This window comes from Idiomarina sp. A28L, assembly GCF_000218785.1.
GTDB lineage: Bacteria > Pseudomonadota > Gammaproteobacteria > Enterobacterales > Alteromonadaceae > Aliidiomarina.
The window spans coordinates 346,054-362,686 of the sequence record NZ_AFPO01000021.1 but is presented as its reverse complement, the minus strand read 5'-3'; the positions used below and the strand labels follow the sequence as shown (position 1 = coordinate 362,686).

General features: G+C 46.2%; 13 protein-coding genes. 9 read left to right on the top strand and 4 right to left on the bottom strand.

Annotated features, from left to right (window positions below; translation table 11 throughout):
- Positions 1-73 precede the first annotated feature (73 nt).
- From A28LD_RS09555 to A28LD_RS09540, 4 genes are read right to left on the bottom strand one after another with little or no spacing between them, the layout of a single operon-like run.
- Entirely contained in the window at positions 74-3,022 is a 2,949-nt protein-coding gene (locus tag A28LD_RS09555; RefSeq protein ID WP_007420880.1) for a DUF6701 domain-containing protein, read from the bottom strand.
- Positions 3,009-3,488 (bottom strand): pilus assembly PilX family protein, encoded by a 480-nt coding sequence (locus A28LD_RS12010; RefSeq protein ID WP_007420879.1) that lies wholly within the window; start codon positions 3,486-3,488, stop codon positions 3,009-3,011. Before A28LD_RS12010 ends, A28LD_RS09555 begins: the two co-directional genes overlap by 14 nt.
- Positions 3,478-4,329 (bottom strand): PilW family protein, encoded by an 852-nt coding sequence (locus A28LD_RS09545; protein ID WP_007420878.1) that lies wholly within the window; start codon positions 4,327-4,329, stop codon positions 3,478-3,480. Before A28LD_RS09545 ends, A28LD_RS12010 begins: the two co-directional genes overlap by 11 nt.
- Positions 4,329-4,925 (bottom strand): type IV pilus modification PilV family protein, encoded by a 597-nt coding sequence (locus A28LD_RS09540; protein ID WP_007420877.1) that lies wholly within the window; start codon positions 4,923-4,925, stop codon positions 4,329-4,331. Before A28LD_RS09540 ends, A28LD_RS09545 begins: the two co-directional genes overlap by 1 nt.
- Positions 4,926-5,050: 125 nt before the next feature.
- Between A28LD_RS09540 and A28LD_RS12435 the strand changes: the two genes are divergently transcribed.
- The 9 genes from A28LD_RS12435 (at position 5,051) to tldD (ending at position 16,599) form a co-directional block, all read left to right on the top strand.
- Entirely contained in the window at positions 5,051-5,620 is a 570-nt protein-coding gene (locus A28LD_RS12435) for a type II secretion system protein (protein WP_007420876.1), read from the top strand.
- Between the two features lie 270 nt (positions 5,621-5,890).
- Positions 5,891-6,934: a rod shape-determining protein gene (locus tag A28LD_RS09530; RefSeq protein ID WP_007420875.1), complete on the top strand. Its 1,044-nt coding sequence runs from the start codon at positions 5,891-5,893 to the stop codon at positions 6,932-6,934.
- A gap of 3 nt (positions 6,935-6,937) precedes the next feature.
- Entirely contained in the window at positions 6,938-7,828 is an 891-nt protein-coding gene (gene mreC / locus A28LD_RS09525) for a rod shape-determining protein MreC (RefSeq protein ID WP_007420874.1), read from the top strand.
- The gene (gene mreD, locus A28LD_RS09520; RefSeq protein WP_007420873.1) at positions 7,825-8,313 is read left to right on the top strand and encodes a rod shape-determining protein MreD; all 489 of its coding nucleotides are present in this window, start codon (positions 7,825-7,827) and stop codon (positions 8,311-8,313) included. The genes mreC and mreD overlap by 4 nt, the downstream gene beginning before the upstream one ends.
- The gene (locus A28LD_RS09515) at positions 8,310-8,891 is read left to right on the top strand and encodes a Maf family protein (RefSeq protein WP_007420872.1); all 582 of its coding nucleotides are present in this window, start codon (positions 8,310-8,312) and stop codon (positions 8,889-8,891) included. Before mreD ends, A28LD_RS09515 begins: the two co-directional genes overlap by 4 nt.
- Before the next feature lie 6 nt (positions 8,892-8,897).
- On the top strand, positions 8,898-10,367 hold the full coding sequence (gene rng / locus A28LD_RS09510) for a ribonuclease G (protein WP_007420871.1): 1,470 nt from the start codon (positions 8,898-8,900) through the stop codon (positions 10,365-10,367).
- Positions 10,367-14,275, top strand: a complete 3,909-nt coding sequence (locus A28LD_RS09505) for a YhdP family protein (RefSeq protein ID WP_007420870.1) — start codon at positions 10,367-10,369, stop codon at positions 14,273-14,275. The genes rng and A28LD_RS09505 overlap by 1 nt, the downstream gene beginning before the upstream one ends.
- Entirely contained in the window at positions 14,268-15,131 is an 864-nt protein-coding gene (locus A28LD_RS09500; RefSeq protein ID WP_007420869.1) for a carbon-nitrogen hydrolase family protein, read from the top strand. The genes A28LD_RS09505 and A28LD_RS09500 overlap by 8 nt, the downstream gene beginning before the upstream one ends.
- Complete coding sequence (tldD, locus tag A28LD_RS09495) at positions 15,127-16,599, top strand: metalloprotease TldD (RefSeq protein WP_443134844.1); 1,473 nt, start codon at positions 15,127-15,129, stop codon at positions 16,597-16,599. The genes A28LD_RS09500 and tldD overlap by 5 nt, the downstream gene beginning before the upstream one ends.
- Positions 16,600-16,633: the final 34 nt, after the last annotated feature.

Here is a 16,633-nt window from a genome sequence, read left to right as displayed (position 1 = left end):
ACAGCCTATTGTTTAAAAGCATAGAAATAAAAAACCAGCGTAAGCTGGTTTTTTATTGTCCGTTCACTTTGAGCTAGCGTAACTCAAGCCAATAGATAACCCGATCGTTACCACGATATTGGCCAAAGCTACCAAAGGCTCGTGGGTTCAGATATGAATCACCCTCATTATCAACCCACGGAAACTGCAGCCATGGTGGCGCTACGTATTCAAACTTAAATTCGCCTTGCGCATTTGCCGCTTGCCAGAACAAATCACCGAACACTAAATCACCATTCTCTAAGTTATTGCCATCACCGCCCGGCGCAGTGCTGAGATTATCAGGGTTGCTGATAATACCCAAAGACGAGGCTAGATTAGCGGTGCAGTTATCCAAATCATTAAGCATAAAACGATCGCCATTCCAATATTCAGCCTGCATTATTACCGCTAAATCTTCATCTTCTGGGCCAGCTATATTTTCTAATACTAAACGCCCGTAACGAAGGTTGAGTTCACCGGTAAGCATTGTAGCATCGCCCCCAAGGGTAACTAAATCTGTGGGCAGAATGCCTCTGCTATCGAGCTCATTGATAATTTGCAGGCCAACTTTTACGCTATCAAAAGGGCCATCTGGCGAGTTATCCGCTAAACGTTCAAATACAGCTTCTGGCTCATTAATTATCATTTCGCCATCAACCCATGCTGCTGGCCAATCAATGTTAAAACGGGTATTAAACTCATCGGCGGCTACGTCAACTGGGGTTGTATTTGCCGCCACAGCAGCAACTCCGGCGCTGCCAATATAATTGCCGCGGCCGTAGTTTTGGGTGAGGTCACCAAAAACATTTACCGCGTTTAAGGTAGCGGTTATTGAAATATCGGGTTGCCCCATATAAGAGAACTCATCAAGAATACACGCATCGGTAACTGCTGAATCGGTAATTACGAAACGATCGGGGAAGAACCGACCAACCGGGCTTGGTGGCCGCGAAAATGCATCGCCTCCACCTAAGTAATCATTCCCTATTAACTGAGCAACAAAGTTAACCGTGCCTACTTCACTCCAGGTTACCGAGTTGGAGCGTTGGGCCCCAGGGTAACCCGCATCTGGAACAAAGCCTTGGGTGAAGTTTAGGTTTCCGGCCTCACCACCGGTTGGAAACGCAACAGAATCAAAGGCAGCAAGAACTCCCGCTGCAGGGCTCTCGTTGCCAAAGTTTGGTGTGGCATTACCATTGGCATTTTGCGATTGAATAATGACACTAAATGCTGAACCTGCAGCTTGAAAACCTGAGCCAGAATCTGTGGTAGCGTCCCAAATATCATCGTTGCTATCGAGCGCCTGCACAATTAAAGTGTGCGGTTTTATCACGAATTCATTTAGGCTCGAGCCTTCGAGCGTAACTGGTGGATCGTTAATATCTGGGTTATTAGCATTAGGTTCAGCAGGCAAACTAAGTGATGCATGTAAACGCAGCAGGCCTACATCAGAGTAGTTATGGGGTAACAAAGCAACACCGTTAGCATCGAAGGTAAGCGATACAGGTAGTTGGTTAATGTTATTCCCCGCGTTATTTAAACCAATGTCGGTGCCACCAACCGAATATGTTTGGCCAGCAATACAGTTGGCTGGGTTTACACATTCTACTCCCATATTAACGGTTTGCGGGCCTTCTACTCGCGCTTCGCAGGCGCCGGTATTTAAATTGGTTTCTACGGCGCGCAAAGCTACCGGGAAATCAACACCGGCAAAATCATCGGGTATTGCCGAGAAGTTATTTCCCTCAACAAATAAGAGCCCAGCGGTTCGGAAATCAACAGCGCAAGCACCAGAGGTGGTTCCTGTGGAATCAAAACATTGTGTTGGGTTTACTGCGTTTGGCGTAGAGGCCGAAATAGAAAAACCAGTGTTGCCACCCGTTATATTTTGTAACCCTACAATACCAATACCATTGGTTAGGCCAACAGATGCGGTATTAGTACCGCTACCATTTATAATATCGCCATTAACCCATTCAGCACTTGCGCTCGGTGCTGAGAGTTCGACGGAGGCTGTATCTTCAAACAATTCGGTACAATCAGCATTTGCACATGCTCGGATTTCAATAGCAGCGGTATAGCAACTCACCAAAGAACTAGGGCGTCGCACCTGAAAATATAGAATCTCAGCGTCTTCCGGTGCGCAACCGAAAGCCTCTAAAATCTGTTGTTGGGTTTCTAGTGTATAGGTGAAATTTGTGTTGTTGCCCACTTCAACTTCACCTGCGCTTACTATAGAGCCTTCGATATTGTTATTATTGCCAAATTCAATTTCTGTATCTTCGTAAGGGCTGTAAATCGAGCCACTAAAGTTCAGAACTCCGCTACCTTGATTGTAGTTCCCGATATCAACTTCGGCACCGTCGTATAGGTAAATTATCAAATTAGCTGGGTTACCCCCGCTGTTTATAAAGATATTATTTTTACCTTCAATCTCATCTTTAATAAAAATTCTCACAAGCCCAGCGGGAAAGATTGTTATATAAGAATTATTAGCCATATCAATTTCTTCGATAAAATAATCGCCGGGGGCAAATTGAATAGTTGCATTGTTCCCATCAATTTCTAACTCTTCAATGTAATAAGTTCCACCGGAAAATGATGTGAACGCATCGTTCCCATCCGCGCTTATTTTGCCGTAGCTTCCGGGTGGAATATTGGTTTGGTTGGTTCGATCTGGGCCGCCAACTAAGTTGCTTGGAAATTGCAATGGCTCAAAAAGAGGAAACTCTGTAGGTACTGTGGTTACGCTGCCCGAAGGTGTGGGGGTGTTTCCTTCTCCGTCAATATTGTTGCCGTTGATGGTAGAGCCATTGCCATATTCGAATTGGGTGTCGCCAATAATCCCAAATTCACTAAAGGCCGTAACGGCTTCGCAAGAATCGTTATCTTGTGCAAAAGCGGTATTGGCGAGTAAATAAAAAATAATAAAAACTAACGCGAATACAAATTTAAACGCGGAGAAGTGTTGGCCGAAAGCGCTAGATTTAATTCCCACCATCGAAGGCCTCCAAAATCACTTGTTTCGAATATGTAGTTTCACCGGTATCGCAGATACCTTGGGTGATGATTCGAAAATGGGTGCCGTTAAATGGTGCTGAGAGTTCCAACCGATCGCAGGCTACGCGTGCTTCGCAGCCGAACAAGCCGGCTACTTCGAAGTTTTCTGTGAATTGTTCTGCTGGCGGTGTATTAATTATTCGCTCTGGGCAGGCGCTTATGTTGGTGCTTGCATCTAAGGGGAATAATTCAGTTAGAAATAATTCTGCGCCTGTGCGTGCAGAGGCGTAAGCACGTGCCCCATACACATCGCTTACGGTTGCACGGCCGAGATCACTTAGAATGCGCACCATCGCTACGCCGATAATACTCATTACCACAATAATAAATATGGCGACGGCCAGCGCGCTACCTCGCTGATAACGCGGTGTATTACTTGGTATTTTGCCTTGAAAGTTATGGAACATTTGGGATATGCACCTCGTGTGATATCTGCAACGGTTCGTTTGCCGCACTGCGGCGGAAGCGTAAATCGATTTGCACTAAGCTATTTCGCCGCAGCGTGGCCTCGAATACCCGAAATGGTAATTCATCGTTGGCTAAATCGTTACCAATATCCACTGCCATTATTTCACGATTACTGGCGAAGCTGGCTTGCAACTGAGCTTGAGTGTATTGAGTAGGAGTAAGCCCGTATCCCTGATAACGCTCAAGGGTGTTGTTAGCCATGTTGTAGCACCAACTTACCGGGCTGCCGCCAACATAAAAGCGGCGTACCGGGCTATCGGTTGGGAAAAAGCTTGGTGAATTGCTGTAACTAAAGGTGATAAGGCCATCTTCTGGGCTGTTTTCAGTAACGCTATCTATGGTTTTACGGCGTAATGGTTGAGTGCCGTAAATAAAATTTATGTTGGTGGCATAAACGAATAAATATTGGTTTTCAAGAGCTTGTGTATCGTGGGGCATTACGGCAATGAAATCGCTACCAGATGTGGGCCCCGGTTTGGCGATTTGTAGATAGCGGCTGCTGGTAACAATGGGTACGAATTCAACACAGCGCTGCAGATCGGTAGCTTGAACCCGAATGCTGCGCGGTAGCGCATTACGAAGCTCGCGGGTTAAACGCTCAACAGCAAAACGGCTTTGCGAAACAAGTTGCTCACGGCCGGTTGCATCTCCGTAAATACGTACGCCAAAATTGATATAGGTGAAAATAAAGGTACTCACAATACCTAAGAGCACCATTACAATAATGAGCTCTACCAGGGTATAGCCGCGCGCTAAGCCTATATTTTGCGAGCGGCACATTAGTAGTTACCTCGAATCGCACTAAATTGGAAATCTTGCCCCACCGGGGTAGTGATGGTTACTTCAACACGTTTAAATAAAGTGATTTCTGTTTGGCACTCGCCTTTGCTATTGCTGTAACAAACATCCACCGCGAACTCGAACCCTGAATACCGTGCTGCTAAAGTGTCACCTAAAGCATTTTCCAACTGTGGGAAATTAACTTCAAGTTGGTGATAATCATCTACATCGTTAAAGCGATCCCGAGTTTCGCTATCAGGGCCGAGGTTAGCTGGTAGCGTACATTCATCAGCATCAATTTCTCCACAGCGTATTTGACCACCAGACCGATCGCTGTTTTCATCAAATGGTTTGCTCATAATTTCATCGAGCAATGCTTGCCCCAGCGCGGCCGCGCGGGCTTGTAAAATCGGTTCGGCGCTGCGTTGAGCTTGTGGGAAAATGATTACCGTGAGTAGTACTAAACTGATACCTAGAGTAACAATACCAACAATGATCTCGATAAGTGTAAACCCCTGCTGGCGCGCCGCTCTGCAACCGCTTTTTCTAGCGGTTTTAGCAGCCTGAGCGCTATTGTGAAAATTATGTGCAGGCATTCATCTATTCCTATCGAATCGGCAGGGGTAAGGTGTTCTGTATATAATGTGATTCATACTACATTTTTTTCAGTTACACTGCATACTTAGATTATAAATTATAGTGCAAACATTGGGTTTTCCGAATGTATAAACCAACTATTACATCAATATTATTGAAGCCTTTCTCGGCAGCAGCCTCGAGCGGGGCAAAAACCTTGAGCGGGGGCTTGAGCCGCTCGAAGGGCTTTACCCTGATAGAGTTGATTATCGTGATAGTGCTCGTAGCCATCCTAGCCGTTACCGCCGGGCCACGGTTTTTTAGCGATCGGGGAGTAGAAGAAGCTACTTTAGAGCCTCGAATTCTGAGCATGTTGCGTTTGCAACAGCAACGAGCCATGCAAGATACTCTGAACCCATGTTTTGGTGTAACCTTAACTGCTACGCAGATTACACCACGGGATTGCACAGCCGCAGTAACCCAAGATAGAGTTCTTTTGCTACCCGAGCCCGCGTTACTCACTGTGGTTTCGGGTTTGCCAGCTGCTAGTTCAGGATTTTTATTCAATAGTTTAGGTTGCCCAGTTTCTAATGCTCATGAAACTAACCCTGAAGCTTGCGGTCAGAGTTCTGTTGAACTGCAAGTTGTAGGTGTTGATAATCGGCGAATTTGTATACAAAGCCAAGGTTATATCCGATCAGGGAGCTGTAACTGATCGGAAACTGTATAAATCTTGCAAAAGCGCGTTAACACGCTTGCTCGCGCGATCACAGCTTGCTAAAGTTACGGATTAAAGAATCAATTAGAAAACGTGCAGTAAATAGTAGTACTCACTCGGGCCAAAACTCTTAGAATAAAGAGTAATGGCAGCTCGAAGCGTTTTAAAAAGCGCGTTTTCACATAGATTTTGTCGGTTTTAAGCATAACAGTTTAGATTCGGTAAAATTCCAATAAACATAATGACGAGTACAGGGAACAGCCCCCCATGTTTAAGAAGTTGCGCGGTTTGTTTTCCAACGATTTATCAATCGATTTGGGAACAGCAAATACCCTCATATACGTGAAAGAAAAAGGTATCGTTTTGAACGAACCTTCCGTTGTGGCGATTCGCCAAGACCGTGCGGGCGGAAGCAAAAGTGTAGCCGCAGTTGGTACGGCAGCTAAGCAAATGCTCGGCCGAACGCCTGGCAACATTAAGGCAATTCGGCCAATGAAAGATGGCGTAATTGCAGATTTTCACGTAACCGAAAAAATGCTTCAGCACTTCATTAAACAGGTGCATGAAAACAATTATTTGCGGCCAAGCCCGCGGGTGCTTGTTTGCGTGCCTTATGGTGCTACTCAAGTTGAACGCCGTGCTATTCGCGAATCAGCATTGGGTGCTGGCGCACGGCAAGTAGTGTTAATCGATGAACCAATGGCTGCGGCGATCGGTGCAGGCTTACCGGTTTCAGAGCCTACCGGTTCTATGGTTGTTGATATCGGTGGCGGTACCACTGAAGTAGCTATTATTTCCTTGAATGGGGTTGTGTATTCTTCATCAGTTCGAATCGGTGGTGATAAATTTGATGAAGCTATTATTAGCTATGTGCGCCGAAACTTTGGCTCATTGATTGGTGATGCAACGGCTGAACGCATTAAACATGAAATTGGTACTGCATACCCTGGTGATGAAGTTCGTGAAATTGAAGTTCGTGGCCGTAACCTAGCGGAAGGTGTTCCACGCTCGTTTACGCTAACCAGCAATGAAATTCTTGAAGCTTTGCAAGAGCCTTTAATGGGTATTGTTGCAGCTGTAATGACAGCCCTTGAGCAATCGCCTCCAGAACTTGCTTCCGATATTTCAGAGCGTGGCATGGTGCTTACCGGTGGTGGTGCATTATTGCGTGATCTAGATCGCTTACTCATGGAAGAAACAGGCATTCCAGTTATTGTTGCCGATGATCCGTTAACCTGTGTTGCTCGCGGTGGCGGGAAGGCACTGGAACTGATTGATGAACACGGCGGCGATTTGTTTAGCGACGAGTAACCGGTGTCTTCTACTCTATTTATTCAAAAGGTCTCTTTAAGAGTCCGCCTAACGCTAGCCTTGTTGCTAGCGTTTTTGCTTATTTTTGCAGATCACCGGCTTGGTATCATGCAGCCTGTGCGCTCCGTTTTAAACTCCTTTGTTAGCCCTGTTCAATATCTAGCAGTAATGCCAGAACAAGCGTTTGATAACTTTATTAGCCAAGTGCAATCGCGCCGCCGGCTAGTGCGGGAAAATGAACAATTACGAGAAGATGTGCTGAATTTACAGGGGCAAATGCAGCGCTATCAATTTTTAGTACGCGAAAATGATCGTTTGCGTGGGTTGCTTTCCAGTGAATCACGAGAAGAGCGTATGCGCATGGTTGCGGAAGTAATCGCTGTGGATTCCGACCCTTTCTCGCATCAGGTGGTGGTAAATAAAGGCCGCCGAAATGGGGTTTATATTGGCCAGCCCGTTATCGATGCCGAAGGCGTTATCGGCCAAGTAGTGGATGTTGGCTTGATAACGGCTCGAGTTATTTTAATTTCGGATCAAAGCCACGCTATTCCGCTGCGCGCTGAATTTAGTGGTATTCGTGTTATTGCTCAAGGTGTAGGCAACACTAACTCTGTAGAACTAATGCATGTACCGCACTCTACGGAGCTAAATGTGGGTGATCTGCTGATGACATCGGGGCTTGGAGGGGTATTCCCTGAGGGTTATCCGGTTGCCCGAATCAGTGCTATTGTTCGTGATGAATCGTTGCCTTTTGCTCAGGTAAAGGCAGTTCCGGTAGCTAATTTAGATCGTATTCGCATGTTGCTTCTACTCTGGGATAGCGATAGTGAATCGCAGCCTATTCGAGGCGAAGAAAGTGCTACAGAAGCTGCTAGAGAAGGAGCGGGCTTATGATAATGCGGCGAATAACCCAGCGCAGTGTGATTTTAATCACCATAGTTCTCTCATTGATTCTCGCAGTTATGCCAATGTCGCTGGCGGTTGCGGTTTGGCGGCCCGAATGGCCCTTACTGGTGATGATCTATTGGATTATTGCCTTACCGTATCGAGTAAATATCGGGTATGCAGCGGTGGTGGGCCTTGCGGTTGATATATTGTTGGGCAGTACGTTGGGCTTTCACGCTGCCGCATACGCAATAGTGGCTTACCCAGCAGCGAATTATTATCAACGTATTCGAAATTTTTCGTTATCGCAGCAGGCGTTGTTAGTAGCGGTTTTGGTATTCATAGCACGCGCAATTGTATATTTATTTGAGCATTACCTGAACAACGCCCCACTAATGTTTTACTACTTCTGGCCAGCTTTAAGTTCTGCAATTTTTTGGCCATGGGTGTTTTTAGTATTGCGGAAGATACGGCGGCGGTTTCAGGTTAGATGAGTACTTTAATTCTCGCTTCGGCTTCACCTCGGCGGCAAGAATTGCTGCAGCTTTTGAAATACCCGTTCGTTACTCAGCCGGCCGATATCATTGAGCAACAACAACCGAATGAAAGCCCGGAAGCTTACGTTCAACGTTTGGCTCAGGAAAAAGCCCTTGCCGTTTTAGTAGAACATAACCAGCAGGCAAATGTTGCCGTACTGGGCTCCGATACTATTGTGGTGGTAGAAAACGAAATACTAGAAAAACCCGTTAACTACCAACATTTTCAAAGCATGATGCAGCGGTTAAGTGGCCGCAGCCATTATGTGTTAACTGCCGTATGTTTGGCTACAGCAAAGCAGCAATGGCAATGTTGTGTAGCAACTGAAGTGAGCTTTCGGCAATTATCAGCGCAGGATATTGAAACCTATTGGGCTTCGGGCGAGCCGCACGATAAAGCCGGAGGTTATGGTATTCAGGGCTTAGCCGGAAAATTTGTAACACGCCTCAATGGCAGCTATTTCGCTGTGGTTGGTTTACCTTTGTATGAAACTGAGCACTTGCTAAAGCAGTGGTTAGCAACAGATTCGGAATAATGTGAAATGAGTGCGGAAATATTAGTTAACGTTACCCCTAGTGAAACGCGCGTAGCGCTTGTAGAAAATGGTATTTTGCAAGAAGTACACATTGAGCGGCAATCAAGGCGTGGATTAGTGGGTAACGTTTACGTTGGCAAAGTAAGCCGGGTGCTTCCGGGCATGCAAGCGGCGTTTGTAGATATCGGTTTAGATAAAGCGGCGTTTTTACATGCCTCCGATATTATTACCCGTATTGATAATGTAGAAGAGCTGGATCGCGATCAATTACCGCCACCCGATATTTCTCGGTTAGTGCGCCAAGGCCAACACATTGTTGTGCAAGTGGTGAAAGATCCATTGGGCACGAAGGGCGCGCGGTTAACTACGGATATCACCATACCATCGCGTTATTTAGTGCTTATGCCGCGCTCTAACCACGTAGGTGTTTCTCAGCGGATAGAAAGTGAATCTGAGCGAGATCGTTTACGCAGCGTAGTTACCAAATTTAGCGATGAAAATTTAGGCTTTATTGTTCGCACCGCAGCCGAAGGCGCGCGAAAAGAAGAGCTTGAACAAGATGCTTTGTTTCTAAGAAAGCTTTGGGAAAAAATTCAGGAACGGAAAAAGAAAAACGCGAAAGGCGGCGTTCTTTATGAAGATTTAAACATTGCGGCTCGAATTTTGCGTGATTTTGTGGGTGTTGAAATTGAACGAATTCGTGTTGATTCGCGTCTAAGTTTCCAACAGTTGCACGAATTTGTAGAAGAGTTTGTGCCGCAACTTGCACCACGCCTCGAGTATTATGAAGGTGAACGCCCTATTTTTGATTTGTTTGATGTTGAAAATGAAATTCAACGGGCCCTTGATAGGCGTGTGCAATTGAAATCAGGGGGCACCCTGGTGATTGATCAAACTGAGGCGATGACAACTATTGATATCAATACCGGAGCATTTGTTGGCCACCGCAATTTAGAAGAAACAATATTCAATACCAACACTGAAGCAACGCAAGCAATTGCGCGGCAACTAAGATTGCGAAACCTTGGCGGTATTATTATTGTCGATTTTATTGATATGCAAAACGAAGATCATAAACGCCGCGTGTTGCACAGTTTGGAACTAGCGCTTGCTAAAGATCGCGCAAAAACAAGTATTTCTGGGTTTACTTCGCTAGGCTTGGTAGAGCTCACCCGAAAGCGTACCCGAGAAAGCTTAGAACACGTGCTGAGTTGTGAATGCCCCGTATGTAAGGGCCGTGGGTCCATGAAAACAGTGGAAACTGTATGTTATGAAATTATGCGAGAAATCGTAAGAGTTAACCGAGCATATGCCGCTGATAAATTTGTGGTTTACGCTTCTGCGGCTGTAGCAGAGCGATTATTAAATGAAGAATCGCATGCATTAGCAGAACTCGAAGTGTTTGTAGGTAAACAAATAAAAATTCAAATTGAGCCTTTGTATCATCAAGAACAATTTGATGTGGTGATGATGTAGTGAATGTAAGAAGTACCGTAAGTTTTATAATTCGAAAACTATGGCTCACTGCGGCTGTGCTGCTGGTGGCCTTAGCGGTGCTTATCAGTATTGTTCGCTTCAGCTTGCCATATCTTGATCATTATCGTGCAGGCATAGAGCGGCAAATTAGCGAACGCTATAACCAAGATGTGCAAATTGGTAGCTTGAGTGCAAGCTGGAGTGGTACTGGGCCTGCTTTGGTGCTGAAAGATGTTGAGCTAATTACAAATGAAGGTACTGAAGCAAAAGTTACTGTACGCGATTTAAGCTTAGGTTTTGATTTTTGGAACAGCCTGCTGCAACGGCAGATTTCGCTAGATCACTTTGTTCTTACCGGTATGGAACTGGATATTTATTATCAGGGAAATTCTGGCCAAAATATTCTGCAAGAGCTTCAGGGATCACTCGAAACGATACTTTTTCAGCAGTTAGAGCGTTTCCAGTTGCGCGATAGTATTGTGCGAGTTCATATCGCCAATCAAGAGCCTCGTGCTGTGGAGATCGAGGAACTCCGTTGGTTCCGAGATGATATTCGAAAACAGGCTACAGGCTTGTTTCGCGTTCCCGGTATAACCGCAAACTCGTTGGATTTTGTAATCGACCTTTATGGCGATTCTTTCACTGAAATGAACGGAAGTTTGTTTGTGGAAGCACAGCAGCTTGATATTTCCCCATGGCTGCAACAAGTAACGAAAACCTCATCGATTAAACGGGCAGAGTTTAACTTACAGGCGTGGTTAGATTTTGCCGACGGCCAGTTTGGTGATGGGCAAGTACGCTTTGAAGAAAATACACTTGAGTGGACAAAAGCAGGTGAGCTTCATCGTTTAGTAACAACTCCAACGGTATGGACACTATTTCCCGAATCGAGCGGCTGGATATTAAACTCCAACCCAATGGTAGCGCGGCTTGATGATCAAGAATGGCGGCTTGAGCAAGTAACGTGGCAATACGCTGAAGGTGAGCACCTGTGGAACTTAAATGATATTGAGTTAATTGATTTCGGCCCAGTTTGGAATCTATTTGGGGCGCCGGGAGTTGCGCTTGGAGATTGGGCTGATGGTTTGCAGTTTGGCGGGCAACTCGATTCTTTGCAGGTGCGTTTAACCCAACAACGAGAGTGGCAACTTTACGGCCATGGTAGTGAATTGGCTTGGCAACCACACCGAGGTGTTCCTGGCATTAGTGGCCTGCAAATGGAAGTTTGGAGCACATTGGCGCAAGGAAAGTTTTTAATTCAAGGTGATTCGGTAAGATTAAGCTCTCCTGCCACCTATAATGATGCAAAAGTTCTCAACGAAGTTTTGGTAACCGGTGATTGGTTACAAAACGGCGGTAGCTGGGAGTTGGATGTTGAGCAAGCGTTATTTAGCTTGCCGGGGGCGGATATTAGCCAACAAATGCGCTTCAGTGGGCAGCAAGGAAAGCCGGTTGAAGTAGATTGGCTACTAAATGGCGGCACACCAGGAATGGATGTACTGGATGTGGTTGCGCTGTTACCTCTGCAACTGGGTGAGCGATTGGGCAATTATTTAACTGGTTCACTGTTAGAAGGTGATGTTGATAGTTTAACCATGGTTTGGCGCGGGCCGATTCAAAATTTCCCGTATTCTGAAGGCGAGGGAGTTCTGCAGGCGCAGGCGTTGATCAACAACATGGATTATCGATTCCAACCAAATTGGCCTGCGGTTGTGGGCACACGTGCGGAGCTTACGTTCGCGGGTGATGAATTGAACATAAGCGCCCGTGGCGGCAGTTTGTATGATATTCCATTAACTAAAGTTGATGCGAAAATCTCTGCTATTAGTGGTAGTGAGCGGCATTTACATATTGCGTCAGATGTTCAGGCAACTGGGCCACAGTTACACGAACTATTTATGGCTAGCCCTCTTGTGAACTCTGTTGGGGCAGCACTTTCAAATGTAGTGCCAACGGGAGATTTGCTACGTGGTAATTTTACACTTGATATTCCCTTGGCCGGTGATGATCGTAGAGTAAGTGCAAAAGGGCGGGTTGATTTGAACGGGCAAGATATTCATATTCAACCTGTTGATTTATGGCTACAAGATGTGGAAGGTTATTTTACTTTTGATAACGCTGAAATTAACTTTGTAGCAGAACGTTCGTTGCTCTTTAACATGCCTGTGAGCTTAGATTTAAAGGGCGCTCCGGGAGAAAATGGTTATGCATTGCAATCTGATATCAAGGCCAGCTGGCAAGCGGCTCGGTTGCAATCTGTGCATGCTGGAATTCCACTGATTCAACAATTAGAGGGGAGCCTGGATTGGCAAGCCAACTTCGCTCTTGAATTAGGGAAAGGTGCTTATCAATACAGCTGGCTTATGGATGCAGATTTATCTTCTTTAGCCATGCTACTTCCGGAACCATTTGCAAAAAACACTGATGAAGCGCGGCAGCTTAAAATCGAGGTTACCGGGAATCAAGATGTTTTGCGGGCAAGCGCAAATAGCCCAGAAGTATTTAATGTACGCGGTGATATGCGAATTGGCTCGGGTGCATTTCAAGCATTAGAATTACAAATTGGCGATAGCCCCTATACCGTTGGCGCACGCCCTGAAAGTGGTTTCCGTATAATGGCGGGAATGCAAGAAGCAGAATTAGGCGATTGGCTTCCGGTAATTGTTTCGCTAAGCAGTGCGATTCCGGAAAAGAATAATAACGTTGCTGATACGAGCTCAGAGGCTACCGCTCGCTCACCGATACCACCGCTTTCAAGGGTTGATGCCACGATTGGCAGCTTGCAGTGGTTCGGGCAAGATTTCAATAACACCGAGATAGAAGGGCGCAGCAGTGGCGATGGTTGGTTGCTCGAGGTGAACGCTGATAATGGGCGCGCACGAATTGATTGGAGTACCATTGGTGCTGGCCAGCTCACCGTAGCTGCCGATTTTCTCGAATTGAATAGCCCCCCTTCAGCAGATAGCGATAAGCGCGTAATTGAAGATCGCTCATGGCTAGATAACATGCCGCCCATTATATTTACCTGCCGAATTTGTCGTTTTCAGGGGCGAGAATTAGGCGAAGTTGCAATGCGCTTAGAGCCCGCAAATAAAGCAGAACAAGTTCGCCAGTTTGAAGTACGTAAAGGCAGCACAGTTCTGCAAGCTCGTGGCGGATGGGCCGGCGAAGGCCAAGCTCTGCGAACATCGTTACAAGGTAGTTTAACGAGTAATAACATTGGTTCTTATATCAGCGAATTAGGCTTCAATTCGGTGGTGAGAGATTCCTCGGCTGATTTCCGCTTTCAGTTAGGATGGGATGGTGCACTGCAAGATTGGAACAAAGAAACGTTAAGAGGTGAGGTTAATTGGTCGTTAGGAGCAGGTTACCTGCGCGATGTTTCTGATGGCGGTGCCCGGCTGCTTTCAATTCTCAGTTTAGAGAGCGTGCTGCGTAAACTAACCTTAGATTTTCGTGATATTTTTGCTCGCGGTATGTTTTATTCATCATTCAATGGAACCCTTAGTTTAGATCAAGGCGTTATTAGCACAGATAATACAAGAATGAATGGTTCAGCGGGTGATATGGCGGTATCGGGGTACACCAATTTAGTTGATGAAAGCCTACATTATCGTTTGAGTTATGTGCCTAAAGTAACCTCAAGTTTGCCGGTATTATTGGCGTTTATGGTGAACCCTCCGAGTGGTATTGCAGCCTTGGTACTCGATAGAATGCTACACGATGCGCAAGTAATTTCGCGATTGGAATACGAAGTTACCGGCACCATGCAAAACCCAGTGGTAACCGAAGTAAAACGTGATAGTGCCGAGGTGGAGCTACCAGAAATGGCTGAAGATGTGCTGCCGCCAGAACTACCAGCAAATACCGAAGCAAAGAGAGAAAAAGGATCCGGGCAAAATGAGTAACGCAAATATTTCACCGCTAATCACCTTATTGCAATGGACATCGCGCTCGGATTGGGAAGCCAACAAGGCTTATTTGCTTAAAGCGTTCGAGGAAGTTAAAGCGAGCAATGCGGCGGCTTGTACTAGTGGGCCTCATCTGGTTATTTTACCCGAAGCTTTTGCACGCTTTGGTGCCGGTGAAGCCGCGCAAGGTAAATTTGCCGAAGAACTTGAGCATGGCCCGGTGCAAGATTTTATTGCTGATTGTTGCCGCCGTTTTAATTTCTGGATACTAGCGGGAACAATAGCCGTTCGCGGAGGCGAGCGTTATGCTGCAGCCTCGCTGTTATTTAATGCTGATGGGGAACTTGCAGCGCGTTATGATAAAATCCATTTGTTTGATGCCAGCGTAAACGATAACACCAAAAGTTATCGGGAATCGGCATTCACTAAACCGGGTAACAAGCTAGTAGTAGTGGAAACACCGTTTGGAAAAATAGGTTTAGCCGTTTGCTACGATTTACGGTTTCCTGAAATGTTTCGTGCATTACGAAAAATGGGCGCACAGCTCATCACATTGCCTTCGGCCTTTACTAAAGTTACGGGTGAAGCGCATTGGCAGCCATTGTTGCAAGCTCGCGCCATTGAAAATCAGGTTTACCTGTTGGCACCAAATCAAACGGGAACTCACGATGATGGCCGTGAAACTTGGGGCTGTAGTATGGTGGTTGATCCGTGGGGAAAAATTGTGGCTACGTTGGGTTCTGAGCCCGGATTCATAAGTTTTACACCCAATTTCGAAGAATTAGAACAACTGCGTGGGCGCATGCCGGTGCAGCAACATAATCAGTTTGAGGTAACGTTTTTAAATGATTAATACTCAAGTGGCCGACCACTTATTGCATAACGCTGAGCTCGATTACAGCGCGTTGCAAAATAGCTTGCAAAGCATTTACAGCGGCAGCGTTGATTACGCTGATATATATTTGCAAAGCAGTATCCATGAAGCTTGGGTATTAGAAGATGGCATTGTAAAAAGTGGCAGTTTCAATATTGAGCGTGGCTTAGGCGTGCGGGCAATTAGCGGCGAAAAAACCGGTTTTGCTTATGCTGATAGCATCGACCCTGCTGCCCTTAAGCGGGCATCGGCAGCTGCACGTGGCATTGCGGATCATGGCGAAAATCGAACCGTAGCGGCTCTAAATGCAGGTAATGCAAAGCCGCTTTATGGGGTGGATAATCCGCTCGATAGCTTCTCTGAGCAAAAAAAGATTGAATTGCTGCAAACAATGGATAAATACGCCCGCAAGCTAGACCCGCGTATTCATGAAGTTTCAGTAAGCCTTACAGGTACTTACGAGCACATTTTAGTGGCGGCAACTGATGGCACGTTAGCGAGCGATATTCGCCCACTAGTGCGTTTGAATTGTAGTGTGTTAGCCGAACAAAATGGCCGCCGTGAGCGGGGTTCTTCAGGTGGTGGTGGGCGCGTTGATTATCATTACTTCATGCAGCCAGTATTTATTGATACCGATTCGGCAAGTAAAGGCTCGGATAAGCTGCGTTATTTGAGTTATGTAGATGAAGCTGTGCGCCAAGCTTTGATTATGCTTGAAGCAAAGCCGGCACCAGCTGGCACAATGCCTGTTGTATTGGGTGCTGGTTGGCCAGGTGTGTTATTGCACGAAGCGGTAGGCCACGGTTTAGAAGGTGATTTTAACCGGAAAGGGGCTTCATCTTACAGTGGCCGCATTGGTGAACAGGTTGCCGCAAAGGGCTGCACAATTGTGGATGATGGCACTATTGCCAACCGCCGTGGTTCGCTAAGCGTAGATGATGAAGGCACGCCGAGCCAATACAATGTGCTAATTGAAGATGGCCGCCTAGTGGGCTATATGCAAGATAAACTGAATGCACGGTTGATGGGTGTAGCGCCTACTGGAAATGGCCGTAGGGAATCATACGCGCACTTACCTATGCCGAGAATGACCAATACCTACATGCTGGGTGGTGATAAAACGCCGGAAGAAATTATCGCTTCGGTTAAGCGGGGCATATACGCACCACAGTTTTCTGGTGGGCAAGTAGATATCACTTCTGGCAAGTTCGTGTTTTCGGCATCGGAAGCGTATTTAATTGAAGATGGCAAAATTACGGCGCCATTAAAGGGTGCCACGTTGATTGGCAACGGCCCGGATGCAATGGCGGCGGTTTCTATGATTGGTAATGATTTATCACTGGATACCGGTATTGGGGTGTGCGGTAAAGATGGCCAGAGCTTGCCGGTAGGCGTAGGGCAACCAACATTGAAGATCGATAATATGACAGTGGGTGGAACCGAATAGAGATTGATTCCTTTGCGCCCAAGCTATGAAAGCA